The 13004-nt window shown below is 70.4% G+C and carries 10 protein-coding genes; 6 read left to right on the top strand and 4 right to left on the bottom strand.

The genetic code is table 11. The annotated features are described in order from the left end of the window. Positions 1-68 precede the first annotated feature (68 nt). Both ACTWP8_RS28420 and ACTWP8_RS28415 read right to left on the bottom strand, forming a co-directional pair. A complete protein-coding gene (locus ACTWP8_RS28420; RefSeq protein WP_443324950.1) occupies positions 69-611 on the bottom strand; it encodes an SRPBCC family protein in 543 nt (180 codons plus the stop codon). 57 nt (positions 612-668) lie between these two features. Beyond that, a complete protein-coding gene (locus ACTWP8_RS28415; RefSeq protein ID WP_443324968.1) occupies positions 669-1643 on the bottom strand; it encodes an NADPH:quinone reductase in 975 nt (324 codons plus the stop codon). A 137-nt stretch (positions 1644-1780) separates the two neighbouring features. Here ACTWP8_RS28415 and ACTWP8_RS28410 point away from each other — a divergent pair, with 137 nt between their 5' ends. From ACTWP8_RS28410 to ACTWP8_RS28400, 3 genes are all read left to right on the top strand, one after another. Continuing rightward, complete coding sequence (locus tag ACTWP8_RS28410; RefSeq protein WP_443324949.1) at positions 1781-2221, top strand: GNAT family N-acetyltransferase; 441 nt, start codon at positions 1781-1783, stop codon at positions 2219-2221. 91 nt (positions 2222-2312) lie between these two features. After that, the gene (locus ACTWP8_RS28405; RefSeq protein ID WP_443324948.1) at positions 2313-3050 is read left to right on the top strand and encodes a methyltransferase domain-containing protein; all 738 of its coding nucleotides are present in this window, start codon (positions 2313-2315) and stop codon (positions 3048-3050) included. A 1-nt stretch (position 3051) separates the two neighbouring features. Continuing rightward, positions 3052-4047 (top strand): PfkB family carbohydrate kinase, encoded by a 996-nt coding sequence (locus tag ACTWP8_RS28400; RefSeq protein ID WP_443324947.1) that lies wholly within the window; start codon positions 3052-3054, stop codon positions 4045-4047. A 21-nt stretch (positions 4048-4068) separates the two neighbouring features. On the opposite strand, the gene ACTWP8_RS28395 is transcribed toward ACTWP8_RS28400, so the two are convergent. Beyond that, positions 4069-6717: an ATP-binding protein gene (locus tag ACTWP8_RS28395; protein WP_443324946.1), complete on the bottom strand. Its 2649-nt coding sequence runs from the start codon at positions 6715-6717 to the stop codon at positions 4069-4071. 145 nt (positions 6718-6862) lie between these two features. Between ACTWP8_RS28395 and ACTWP8_RS28390 the strand changes: the two genes are divergently transcribed. Beyond that, positions 6863-7936 (top strand): alkene reductase, encoded by a 1074-nt coding sequence (locus ACTWP8_RS28390; protein WP_443324945.1) that lies wholly within the window; start codon positions 6863-6865, stop codon positions 7934-7936. A gap of 87 nt (positions 7937-8023) precedes the next feature. Here ACTWP8_RS28390 and asnB read toward each other — a convergent pair whose 3' ends face one another. Further along, on the bottom strand, positions 8024-9889 hold the full coding sequence (gene asnB, locus ACTWP8_RS28385) for an asparagine synthase (glutamine-hydrolyzing) (RefSeq protein WP_443324944.1): 1866 nt from the start codon (positions 9887-9889) through the stop codon (positions 8024-8026). 309 nt (positions 9890-10198) lie between these two features. On the opposite strand from asnB, the gene ACTWP8_RS28380 reads away from it, so the two are divergent. Both ACTWP8_RS28380 and ACTWP8_RS28375 read left to right on the top strand, forming a co-directional pair. Next, positions 10199-11428, top strand: a complete 1230-nt coding sequence (locus tag ACTWP8_RS28380; RefSeq protein WP_443324943.1) for an MFS transporter — start codon at positions 10199-10201, stop codon at positions 11426-11428. Positions 11429-11809: 381 nt separating this feature from the next. Then, positions 11810-12958: an ABC transporter substrate-binding protein gene (locus ACTWP8_RS28375; RefSeq protein WP_443324942.1), complete on the top strand. Its 1149-nt coding sequence runs from the start codon at positions 11810-11812 to the stop codon at positions 12956-12958. Positions 12959-13004 lie beyond the last annotated feature (46 nt).

The raw sequence follows: 13004 nt of genomic DNA, 5'->3' as shown, positions 1-13004 counted from the left end.
CCATGGCTACGGGAATTCAGCCGTGCGGGGGGGAACTCAGCCGTGCCGGGGGAATTTCAGCCGTTGCGTCACTGGTTTTCGACGATCTTCTTGATGCGCCGCAGCGTCTCTTCCATGTCGTCCTGGAGCTTGACCCGCCAGTCGGCGACGAACCTTTCACGCCCCGCTTCGTCCAGCGATGCGACAATCCTGAGCACACCGTCGGTGGCCGCGGTCATCTTGAAATGGTGGGTCACGAGACTGCCGCCCGGCGCCGGCTCCATGTCGTAGCCCCAGTTGCTGTCCTGCCAGTCCCGGGTGTGGGTGAGGAGCCTCCAGCGGAAGGTGCGGCCGGGGTCCGCGGCGACCACCTTGGCCTCGGTGTACCAGCCGCCACGCGGCACCGGAGCCCACTCGACGACGTCGTCTTCGCGGTAGTTGTGGCCGCGGAAGATCGCGCCCACCTGGGCCGGGGTACCTGACACCCATTGGCCCTCGATGATTTCCCTGCTCCATTCCGGCGTGCGGGGCATATCGCTGACCAAGGCATAGACCTGGTCCGGTGCAGCGGAAATCTTCAATTCGGCTCGGAGATCGAACAGCGGAGTTTGATCGATGATTGATTCTGCCACGGCCAAGATATTGCCAGGGGCCCGCCGGAGCCGGTCAACGGAACGCTCTGTTGTCTGTCAGGTCGTGCGAAGTACGAGTTTCCCGTGCACCTTTCCCTCTTCCAGGCGGCGGTGCGCTTCGGCGGCGGAACTCAGCGGCAGTGTTTCGACGGCACGCGGGCGGAGCCGCCCGTCGGCGAGCAGGCGGTTGATGGTGGCCGCCGCCGTGGCGAGTTCGTCGGCGGTGGCGTTCGAGATGGCGAAGCCGAGGACCGAGCGGTCCTTGAGGTACAGCGGCCCGACCGGCAGGACCGGCCTGGTCCGCATCCCGGCGAGCAGGACGATCCGGCCCCGGGCCGCGAGCAGGTCGACCGCGGTGCCCAGGTCGTTCTCCCCGGAGGTGTCGACGTAGACATCGACCCCTCGCGGGCATGCATCACGGATGCGCTGAGACACGTCGGGCTCGCGGTAGTCGAAGACTTCCGCCGCCCCCAGCGTTCGGCAGGAGGCCGCATCACGCGCGCCGGCGAGGGCGATCACACGGGCGCCGGCCTGAACCGCCATCACGACGAGCGCGCTGCCGACGTTGCCGGCGGCACCCGCGACGACCACGGTCTCGCCCGGCCGAAGCCGCCCGTGCGTGAAAAGGCCGAGGTACGCGGTCGCGGCCGGGTGCGCCACCGCGACCGCGTCATGGGGATCCACCCCTCCGGGCAGACGGTACAACCGGTCGGCCGGCACGACCGCCTGCCCCGCCGCGGCACCCTGACGGCCGTCATGGCCGAGGCTGTTGCACCACACGGGATCGCCGGCAGCGAAGCCGTGGGCGCCCGGCCCTGAGGCGGCGACGGTGCCTACCAGATCCCGGCCGATCACGAACGGGAACGTGAGCGGGGTGCGCCAGGCGCCCGACCGCACAAAGGTGTCCACATGGTTGACGGAGGCGGCAGTGACGTCCACCAGCACGTCGGTCGGTCCGGGCCGCGGGGCCGCCAGCTCGCCGTAGCGGATGACCTCCGGTGAGCCGAGCTGTTCGATGTAAGCAGCAGGCACCATGGTCACGGATTCTGGCAGCGCCGCCCGGCCTCATCCGCCGGCGGCCCGAACTCCGGGCCGGATGTGTCAAGTCCCCTTCCGGGTACGGGTGGTGGGCCGCGGGCGCGTGGCGCAGTCATCCTAGGATGCCGGCCATGGAGTTGGTCATTGTTGATGTCCCGCCGGACCACGCCGGTCGTGCCGCCGACATCGGGAAGCTCATCCGTACACTGCGGCCCGCGCTCACCGCGGAGGGCTTCGCACAGTTCGCGGCGGAGGCGCACGGGCAGGGCCTGGTGTTCACCGCCGCCTACGACGAGGACAGCCGGTGCGTGGGGGTGGCCGCGCACCGCGTGCTGGCGACGAGCCGGGGCCGGTTGCTGTTCGTCGACGATCTGGTCACCGCTCCTGAGGTGCGCTCAGCGGGGGTCGGTGCGCGGCTCATGGAGGAGCTGGAGGAACGGGCCCGCCGCGCCGGCTGCGTACGCATCGAACTCGACTCCGGGGTGACCAACCACGGGGCCCACCGCTTCTACCACGCCCGGCGCATGTCGATCGCCGCACTGCACTTCGCCCGGGAACTCGCCGCCGAGTAGCCGGCGGGACATGACACATAACAGCCGGGGCGGGTGACCCCCGCGGCGCCGAGGCGCAAGGCTGGCCGGACCAGCCGAGCGAGGGAGAATCATGGCGCAGCGAACGACGCACTCGAACAACCTCGACGTCGGGTTTTCTGAGACGGCCAAACACGAGGACACCACGGAACAGCCCATGGAGTTCGAACTCCTGGGCCTGCGTTGGGATCTGCACCCCGGCGTTTTCGCGCCCTTCCACTCGCCGTCCACCGAGGCGTATTCCAGCTGGCTTCCCTACCCCGAGGGCAGCTCTCTGCTGGAAATGGGCTGCGGCGCCGGCGTGACCGCGGTTTACGGCGCACTGAACGGCTGCCGGAGGGTCACCGCGCTCGACATCAGCACGGCGGCCGTGGAGAACACCCGGCGCAACGCCGCCCGTCACGGCGTCGCCAACCGCGTACGCGCCATGGAGAGCGACATGTTCTCGGCACTGAGCCCGGAGGACCGCTTCGACGTGATCTTCTGGAATTCCAACGCGGTCGAGGCGCCGGAGGACTTCACCTACACCCGCGACATCGAGTGGTCCATTCTCGACCGCGGCTATGCCTCCCACCGCACCTATTTCCGTGAAGGGCCGGGGCGCCTGACCGAGGGCGGCCGGCTGTTCCTCGGTTTCAACAGCCGCGGAAACCGCGCGCTCATTGATGGTTTCGCCGAGGAAGAGGGCCTGCGCATCAAGGAAATCAACAGCGCTTCCCGCACCTTCGAGGACCGCACCGTCGAGTTCCGGCTCCTCGAGCTCGTCAAAGCCGGAACCGCGAACACGGTGAGCACGGCCCCGGGCAGCTGACGTGCGCCTGGCCGTGTCGGGCTCGATAGCCACTGACCATGTGATGGCCTTCCCCGGAAAGTTCACCGATCAGCTGATCGCCGGCGAACTCGGCCATGTCTCGCTGTCCTTCCTCGTCGACGACCTGGACGTGCGGCGGGGCGGAGCCGGCGCGAACATCGCCTTTGGCCTGGGACAGCTCGGGCTGGCCCCGGTGCTGGTCGGTGCGGCGGGCCGTGACTTCGCCGAGTACGAGCTGTGGCTGAAGAAGCACGGGGTGAACACCGATCACGTGCACATCAGCCGGCACCGGCCCACCGCGCGGCTCATGTGCCTGACCGACAAGGAGAAGGGCCGGATCGCCACGTTCTACGCGGGTGCGATGCCGGAGGCCCGGGACATCGGCATCGAGCGGGTGGCCGAGCACTGCGGCGGGCTGGATCTGGTGCTCATTGCTCCGGGCGACCCCGAAGCGATGCTGCGGCACACCGCCGCATGCCGTGACCTGGGCATCGCGTTCGCGGCCGATCCGTACGGGCAGCCCGCCCGGCTGGACGGCACACAGGTCCGGGATCTGGTGGCGGGCGCCCGCTGGCTGTTCACCGACGAGTACGAGGCCGCGCTGCTGCTGGAACACACCGGCTGGCGGCACGCCGACGTGCTCGGCCGCGTGGGTGCCTGGATCACCCTCGGACCCGCGGGCGTCCGCATCGACCGGTCAGGCCGGCGCCCCTGCCATGTCCGGGCGGCGACGCCGCACCGGACGGCGGACCGCACCGCAGCGGACGCCACCGGAGCGGGCGACGCCTTCCGTGCGGGCTTCCTGGCCGGGGTCGGTCGGCAGCTGCCCCCGGAGGCGGCGGCTCAGCTCGGCTGCGCGCTGGCCGCCGCCGCGACGGGGGCCGCGGGACCGCAGGGCTACCGGGTCGCCACCGACGCCCTGGTCGCCGGTATTCGGGCCGCCTATGGCTCCGAGGCGGCGCACCGCATCGCCGGCCTCGCCCTTGCCGCGATCTGACGGAAAACGTGCCTCTCCACGTCAGGTGAGGTTGAGGCGGGCGAGTTCCCGGCGCGATCCGATGCCGAGCTTGGGGTAGGCCTTGTACAGGTGGTGCTCGACCGTCCGCGGGCTGAGGAACAGCTGAGCGGCGATCTCGCGGCTGCTGCTGCCCTCGGCCGCCAGCCGCACCACCTGCAGCTCCTGCGGGGTCAGACGGTCGATCAGGTTCGCCGCGGTCGCCTGCCCCATCGTCGCGCCGGATTCGCCGGTCGCCCGCAGTTCGGCCCGGGTCCGCTCGGCCCACGGCTTGGCCCGCAGCCGTTCGAAGACCTCCAGCGCCGACCGCAACGGCATCCTGGCGTCGCTCCGGCGGCGGCCCCGGCGCAGCCACTCGCCGTAGAGCAGTTCCGTACGGGCCCGCTCGAACGGCCTGCCGCCTGACTGGTGCAGCCGGAGCGCCTGCGCGTAGTGCTCCTCCTCACCGCTCAGCAGCGCCCGGCACCGCGCGGCGACCGCCCGGGCCCACGGCTGCTCCCCCGCGTGCGCCCACGCTTCCAGCCGGTGCAGCGGCCGCTCGGCGCGTCCCGGCTGTCCCAGCCGGACCGCGGCCTCGATCTGGTCGCCGACAGCGGCCATGAGCATCGCCGCATGACCTTCGGTGCCGGGCCGGGCGGCCTCCAGCCGGCGCAACGCCGCTTCGTGGCCTCCGAGTCCCAGCTCGAGCAGGCCCAGTGCGCAGTCGCTCGCCGCCCTGCCCGCAGCCGGCGCTTCCTCTGCCAGGCGGCGGCACCGGTCCTCGTCGCCCTCGATCGCGGCGATCCGTGCCGTTACGCCACCCAGCCAGGCGAGGCGCCGGCGCATGCCGGTGTCCCGGGCAATGTCCATCGCCTCGGCGACCGCGGCCTCGGCGTCCCGGTGCAGCCCGGCCCGCTCCTGAGTCTGCGCCAGGGCCTGCAGCACCTGCGGCAGCGCGCCGATCAGCCCCTGCTTGCGGCAGCGCTCCGCTTCACTGGCTGCCAGCTCCAGAGTCGCGGTGTCATCTCCGAGGATCAGGCCGCTGTAGATGGCCCGCATCCGCGCGCCACTTTCCTCAGCGATCGTGGTGCCGCCGCGCGCCTGCGCGAGAAACTCCGCCAGGCGCGGCAGGCCACGGGCGTAGTCGTCGTCGACCAGGTGCGCCAGGCCCTCCGCCATCACGTCGGGGTGCCCCATGGTCTCCAGCCGCTGGGCGGCGGCGCGCACCAGGGCCGGGTCGCCGGAGAGCCATGCGTAGGTCACGCTGGTGCGGAGCATGGCCGCGGCCTGCTCGGGGCCGGTCCGGGCAGCGCGGTCGATCAGCAGGCGGGCGGCCTGACCCTGCTCGCCCAGCTCGAACACCACGGCCGCCCGGACCGGGGCGAGTTCGGCCTGCGTCTTGGGTTCGTCGACAAGGCACTCGGCCTGTTCCACCAGATCCGCGGCCTGGGCGGTCTGACCCGCTGCAAGGGCCACCGCGCCCGCCTCACCCAGCCAGCGCGCCTGGTCCTGCCGGGCGGGGGCGAGCCGAGCGGCGTGCTGATACAGGTGTGCCGCGGCGGCGTACGCGGTGCGGCCCCTGGCCCGCTCGGCCGCCGCCACCAGTTCGGCCGCGACGCATTCGTCCGGTTCCGTCGTCGCCGCAGGGAGGTGCCGTGCCCGGCAGTCGGGGTCGTCGGCCGCCTCGGCCAGCGCCCGGTGGACGGCTACCCGCCGGGCCAGGACCGCCCCCTGGTAGGCGGCGGTCCCGATCAGCGGATGCCGGAAGGTCACGGTGCTCTCCGTCACCTGGATCAGCCCGGCCCGTTCGGCGTCCTCGAGATCATCCAGGCCGACGCCTAACGACTGTGCCGCCCCCAGCAGCAGCGGAAGGTTGCCCCGCCCTTCGGCCGCCGCGATCAGCATCGTCAGTCGCGTCCGCTCGGGAAGCCGGCCGATCTGGGCACGGAACGACGACAGCACCCTGTCGGCCACCGGCAGCGGCATGGACCCGCTGGGATGATCCCGCTGCGCGGCCGCGAACTCGATCAACGCAAGTGGATTCCCGGCGGATTCGGCGATGACCTGATCGCGCAGGACCGGTGCCAGTCCGCTGCCCGCGAGCAGGCGCGTGGCGTCCCCGCGATCCAGCCGGGACGGCCGGAGTTCGGTGAGTCCGGGAGCGGGGAACCCCTCCTCCCGCGTCGCGAACAGCATCGCCACACGCTCCGCGGCGAGCCGCCGGGCCGCGAACAGCAGCGCCTCCGCGCTGGCCTGGTCGAGCCACTGGGCATCGTCGATCAGGCACAGCACCGGGCCTTCCTCGGCCAGGTCCGCGAGCAGGGTGAGCACGGCCAGGCCGGTGAGGAACCGGTCCTGTCCTCGCGTCAGGCCCGAACCCAGCACGGCCCGCAAGGCGTCGGCCTGCGGAACGGGCAGTGCGCCCAGGCGGTGCTGCACCGGCCACAGCAACTGGACCAGGCCGCCGAACGCGAGGTCCGCCTCCGGCTCGATGCCCGTCACCCGCATCACGCGCAGACCCGGCCCGGACGCCGAACGCTCCACCCAGTCCAGCAGGGCCGTCTTGCCGATCCCCGCCTCACCGCGCAGCACCAAGGCGCCGCTGCGGCCGCCTCGCGCCGCGGTGACCAGCCCTTCGAGCTGTGCCTGCTCGGTGGACCTGCCAAACAGCACGAGCCACGACCTTCCGCTTCTCAGTGGCCGCCCCAGTAAGCACGCGGCCAGAAACTACGTACCCCTGAGCAGAAACCTTACCGATTCGACCGGTGCCGCTCCGCTCCTAGCGTCATGACCAGTCAATTCACCCACGGAGGGCACCATGGAAAACCTCTTCGAGCCGCTGACCCTCGGCAGACTGAAGCTGCCCAACCGCATCGTCATGTCCCCGATGACCCGGTCCCGGGCCCCGGAAGGGGTGCAGGGCGATCTGGCGCCCGAGTACTACGCGCAGCGCGCCGCCGCCGGCCTGATCATCACGGAAGGCACCCAGCCCAGCGTGATCGGCCAGGGCTACATCGACACCCCCGGCCTCCACGCGCCCGCGCACGTCGCCGCCTGGCGCCGTGTGACCGATGCCGTCCACGACGACGGCGGCCGGATCTTCGTCCAGCTGATGCACTCCGGCCGGATCGGTCACCCCAGCCTCTATCCGGACGCCGCGCTGCCGGTGGCTCCTTCGGCGATCGCCTCGGGCGAGCAGATCTTCACCCCCGACGGGATGCTGGACCACCCCACCCCCCGCGCCCTGACACTCGAGGACATCGCGCAGACCGTCGAGGACTTCGTCGCCTCCGCGAAGAGCGCGATGGAGGCCGGATTCGACGGGGTCGAACTGCACGGCGCCAACGGCTACCTCATCCACCAGTTCCTCTCCGACAACACCAACCAGCGCTCCGACGCCTACGGCGGCTCCATCGAGAACCGGATCCGGTTCGCCGTCGAGGTCGCCAGGGCCGTCACGGACGCGATCGGCCCGGAGCGGGTCGGCATCCGCATCTCGCCCGCCCACACGGCCAACGGGATCAGCGAGAGCGACTCCAAGGAGCTCTACATCGCCCTGATCCGTGCGCTGGCGCCCTACGGTCTGGCCTACGTGCACGTGATGGAGTTCGGCAGCCGGGAGATCACCAAGCTGGTCCGGGCGGAGTGGCCGGGCACGCTGATCCTGAACCCGCACGCGACCCCGGAGGAGACCTCGGTGACCCCCGAGTCCGCCTCCGCGGTGCTGGACGAGGGACTCGCCGACGCGGTCAGCTTCGCTTCGCTCTGGCTCGCCAACCCCGACCTGCCCGCGCGCATCAAGGCCGGCGGCCCGTACAACGCGCCCGACCCGGCCACCTTCTACGGCGGCGACCACCGCGGCTACACCGACTACCCGACCCTGGACGGCTGATCAGAGCGGACCTGAAGGTGCAGAGCGCGGGGCGGGCCGAGAGCGGCCCGCCCCGCATCGCCTTCCGCAGCTCGCCTTCCGCAGCGGTCACAACTCCACGCGTACGCCGTACTCGCTGACCCAGGCGTTGAACTCGACCAGCCGCTCCATGACGGCTCGTACGCCCCACAGGCCGGCCCGCACGCGGTAGGACTCCAACGGCTTGTCCAGCAGCTTCTGGATGGCCTCCCTGGGCACGATCTGCTGCACTGGCGCGCCGTCGGCCAGCAGGTCCTGCACCTTCTCCCGCAGGGCCCGTACGTAGACCTCGTCCTGTGTGGACGGATAGGACGCCTTCTTGCGCTGCAGCACCGACTCCGGGAGCAGGTCCGCCGTAGCGGCGCGCAGCAGGCTCTTCTCGCGGCCGTCGAAACTCTTCATCGCCCACGGGGTGTTGAAGACGTACTCCACCAGCCGGTGGTCGGTGAACGGCACGCGCACCTCGAGTCCGGCCGCCATGCTGAGCCGGTCCTTGCGGTCCAGCAGGAAGTTCTCCCAGCGGCTGATGTTGAGGTAACTGATCTCGCGCATCCGCGCCTCGTGGCCGGTTTCGCCCTCCAGGCGCGGGACTTCACCCAGCGCGTCGACGTACCGCTTCTCGATGTACTCGGTGAGCCCCAGCCGGTCCCAGAGACCGATCTCCTTGAGCGTGTCCATCCCGCCGAGCTTCGACCACGGGTGGTGCCAAGGGAAGGTGTCGCCCGCCACGGCCTCCGGGTCGTGGAACCAGGTGTAGCCGGCGAAGATCTCGTCCGAGGCCTCGCCCGAGAGCGCGACCGTCACCCGCTCCTTCAGCGCCTTGCACAGCAGATACAGCGAGTGCTCCATATCGCCGGTCGAGACCGGCAGGTCCTGGGCCCGCAGGACGTGGTCGCGCACCGCGGATTCGAGGATGTCCCCGTTCCGCAACTCGACGATGACGTGGTTCACATGGTCCGCGCCGATGTGATCGGCCACCTCGATCGCGAACGGAATGTCCGGGTCGCCCCACAGGGTGTCCGCCTGGAAGCGCTCCTTGTGGCCCTTGAAGTCGATGGAGAAGGCGTCGATGGGGTTCTGCACGCCGTGCTTCCGGAGGATCTTCGCGGCGAGCGCGGTGACCACGCTGGAGTCCAGACCGCCGGAGAGCAGCGTGCCGACCTTGACGTCGGCGAACAGCTGGCGCTCCACGATGTCATCGAGCAGCTCACGGATGCGGGAGACCGTGGTGTCGAGGTCATCGGTGTGCGGACGCGCCTCGAGTTTCCAGTACTCACGAACGCTGTGGCCCTGCCGGTTGAAGCGGACGACGGTGGCCGGAACGACCTCGTGCATCCCGCGGAAGACGGCATGGCCCGGGGTTTTGAGGATCGCGAAGATCTCCGCCAGCCCCTCGGCGTCCACCACGGCCTCGGCCTCGGGGTGGGCGAGGATGGCCTTGGGCTCGGAGCCGAAGAGCACGCCGTCGGGAGTGGGGTAGTAGAAGAGCGGCTTCACGCCCATGCGGTCACGGACCAGGAGCAGTTCCTCCGTGCGCGGGTCCCAGATCGCGAACGCGTACATACCGTTGAGCCGCTCCGCGAACTCCTCGCCCCACTCCAGGTAGGCGTGCAGGACGACCTCGGTGTCGCTGGTCGTGCGGAACTCATGGCCCAGACCGGTGAGTTCCTCCTTCAGCTCCCGGTAGTTGTACACCTCACCGGTGTACGTGATGACCGGAAGGCCCTCCTCCCGCTCCGTGACGGGCATCGGCTGCTTGCCGCCCTCGAGGTCGATGACCGCCAGCCGGCGGTGGCCGAGCACGGCGCGGGGCGACGTCCAGATTCCCCGGGCGTCCGGACCACGGCATGCCATCGTCTCGGTCATGGCCGGCACCGGTTCCGCCTGCTGAGTCAGGTCGCGCGAGTAGCTCACCCAGCCGGTAAGTCCGCACATTTCGCTCGTTCCTCTCGTCGAGGTTCTGCATGACTGCATGACTGAAGGACAGGGGCGGTGAAAGGGGACCCGAGCCCGCTACAGGCCAGATGCTTTCCGGGCCGCGGGCCGGGGAGCAAAGCCCCGGTCCGTACCTCGTCAGGTCTGTCGGCTTCGGTACCGGACGGCGCGGTGGGACCGGAAACTACGTATCCCGGAGCAGAAGCCTTACCGATTCGGCCTGTGCCGCTGCGCCCTTAGCGTCATGGCCAGTTGTCAACTGGCCGAAGGCCCCTGCGGCGAGCCCGGCCCGGCTGCCTTGGAGTACCGATGCATGACACGTCTGCCGGTCCAGGCCCCTCGTATCCCGCCGAAGAGGCCCGGGCCGCGCGCAGCCCGGGCCGGGTTCACGCCCTCTGGCTCGCCCTCCTGGCCGGGCCCCTCTCCTTCGGTATCGCGGGCCCCGCCCTCATCCTCGACGACATGGCGCTGGACCTCGGTGTCTCGGTCGGTTCTGCGACCTGGACGGTGACGGCGTTCGGCTGGGGCATCGCCGTCGGTACGCCGCTGATGGCCGGGCTGCTCAGCCACCGGGGTGCACGCGTCGCGCTGACGGCCTGCGGTCTGCTCGTGCCGGCCGGGGCGGTCCTCGTCGTCACCATTCCCGCACTGCCGTCGCTCGTTCTGGGCAGTGCTCTGCAGGCGCTTGGCACCGCCGGCCTGACCGCGACGGCCATGAGCCTCACGGATTCGGCCCGCAGGATGGGGCTCGTCACCGCCTCGCTCGCCGTGGTCGGCTCGACCGCCCCACTGGTCGGATCACTCGTGACCGACCTTCTCTCCTGGCGATTCGCTCTCGCCCTCCCCGTCCTGAGCGTGCTCGCCGTGCCGGCCGTCCTCCGCCGCGCTCCGCTTGGCGCGATATCCCGGAACCGGTTCGACCCGGTCGGGGCGGCACTCGTGACGGTGCTGGTCACCGCGCTGGTCTTCACCCCCCACCGGCCGGCGGCCGCAGGCGCCTGCTCGATCGTGGCCGCTCTGCTCCTCGGTCTGCACCTGCGCGTCCGGCAGGACGGTTTCGTGCCCGCCGTACTGGTTCGCACGCCCCAGTTCCTGCTCTCCGCGGGGCTCGCCTTCTCCCTGGCGGTGGTCAACTTCGGGCTGATCTACGCGATCCCCGAACAGCTGGCGCGGCACACGGGATGGACACCCAGCGAGATCGGGGTCGCCATGGTGTGGCCGCTGCTGCTCGGAGGCACGCTGTCGTGGTTCGTCGTAGCCGCCTCCGCCCGGACGGACCGCCGTCTGATCACTTCCGTACTCATCGCCATGGGCATCGTGGCTCCCGTGACAGCGGGCTTCAGCGTCTGGTCACTCGTCCTTCTGATCGCCCAGGCCGTCGCCTCGATCGCGGCGGCCTCGGGCCAGGGCGTGTTCGCGGTCCATGCCACCTCGGCCGTCCCCGACGACCACCGTCCGACGGCGATAGGCATGTTCAACCTGTCCTATCTGCTCGGTGTGGCCTTCGGCCCGGCCATCGTGTCGCTGCTGGCGGCCTGACCGGCCCGGCTACGCGGGCGTTAAGTGCGACGGGCGGCGGCCCGGACTGCGGTCGACGGAAGTGTGAGGGCCCGGCTCCTGCCACCCGCGAACGGCTGTCAGTCGCTGCCATCTCGAGAAGTTTCCTCACCGGGTGGCCGTACGGCGGTTCGTCCCGCCCATAATACGGGGTGGCTGGCGCCCGACGTGGTGCGTCGTCCGGCTTTCAACGGCCTGGACCAGCTCTGCGCGACGCCTGCCGCGGGAGGTGCGGACGGTCCCGGCCCACGTGGACCCGCCCGCCAATCTCCCGGCGGAATTAACCAGTTGTTCGCGCGCACGACAGTGACGGCCTGGCTAATGCCGACGTTGTTCACATGGCCTTTGCAACCGGGAGCTTCTGTGATTGACCCGCACGCCGCCCGCGCCACCGCCCTTCCCTGCTTCGTCGCCCTCTCGGTGCTCACCCTCACTGCCTGCGGGACAGCCACCCCCGTCGTCAGCAGCGAGGACGTGAAGACGGCCTCCTCCGCGGAGGACGCGGGTGGCATGGACGCCCTGGTAGCGGCGGCGCAGAAGGAGGGCACGCTCAACGCGATCGCCCTCCCCCGCGACTGGGCGAACTACGGCGCCCTGATCGACGGCTTCACCAACAAGTACGGGATCGAGGTGAAGGTCGCGCAGCCGGACGGCACGAGTCAGGACGAGCTCGAGGCGGTGAAGCTCTACAAGGGTCAGGAGGACGCCCCCGACGTGCTCGACGTCGGCCGCTCCTTCGCCCAGTCCGCGGCCGAGCAGGATCTGCTCGCCCCCTACAAGGTCGCCGGCTACAGCAAGATCCCGCAGGTCCAGAAGGACCCGCTGGCGCGCTGGTACAACAACTACGGCGGTTACATTTCGATCGGCTGTGACGCGGCGCAGGTCGACGTGTGCCCCCAGACCTTCGCCGACCTTCTCAAGCCCGAGTACAGCGGCAAGGTCGCGCTCAACGGCGACCCCACCGAGGCGGGGTCCGCTTTCGCCGGGGTATACGCGGCCGCGCTCGCGAACGAGGGGTCCCTTGACGACATCGAGCCGGGCCTGGACTTCTTCGCCGAACTCAAGAAGGCCGGAAACTTCAACCCCGTGCAGTCGACGCCGGCCACCGTCGAGACGGGCGAGACGCCCATCACCGTCGACTGGGACTACCTCAACACCAGCTACGCCGACGAGTTCCGCGACAAGAACATGGACTGGCAGGTCAACGTCCCCACCGACGGCCTCTACGCGGAGTACTACTCACTGGCGATCAACAAGGACGCCCCGCATCCGGCGGCCGCGCGCCTCTGGCAGGAGTACATCTTCAGCGAGGAGGGCCAGAACCTCCGGCTGGAGGGCTACGCCCGCCCGGTCCTGATGGACGCCATGAAGGAGGACGGGACGCTGCACGAGATCGCGGCCGCCTGGCTGCCGGCCGTCCAGGGCGCGCCGAGATTCCCGACCGAGGAGCAGACCACCAAGGCCAAGGAGGTCGTGGCCGCGGGCTGGGAGAAGGCCGTGGGCGACGACTGACCGGCGGGGCGGCGCCGGGGCGGGGGCCGGCCCGCACGGGCGGTGC

The organism is Streptomyces sp. 7N604 (assembly GCF_052245475.1).
In the GTDB taxonomy this organism is placed as follows: Bacteria; Actinomycetota; Actinomycetes; order Streptomycetales; family Streptomycetaceae; genus Streptomyces.
This window is presented reverse-complemented; position numbering and strand designations above follow the sequence as displayed.

What these genes read in the sequence shown, in the direction of transcription:
- ACTWP8_RS28390 (WP_443324945.1), top strand. Translation starts at nt 6,863, where the DNA reads ATGGAAAACCTCTTCGAGCCGCTGACCCTCGGCAGACTGAAGCTGCCC.
- asnB (WP_443324944.1), bottom strand. Translation starts at nt 9,889, where the DNA reads ATGTGCGGACTTACCGGCTGGGTGAGCTACTCGCGCGACCTGACTCAG.
- ACTWP8_RS28405 (WP_443324948.1), top strand. Translation starts at nt 2,313, where the DNA reads ATGGCGCAGCGAACGACGCACTCGAACAACCTCGACGTCGGGTTTTCT.
- ACTWP8_RS28380 (WP_443324943.1), top strand. Translation starts at nt 10,199, where the DNA reads ATGCATGACACGTCTGCCGGTCCAGGCCCCTCGTATCCCGCCGAAGAG.
- ACTWP8_RS28410 (WP_443324949.1), top strand. Translation starts at nt 1,781, where the DNA reads ATGGAGTTGGTCATTGTTGATGTCCCGCCGGACCACGCCGGTCGTGCC.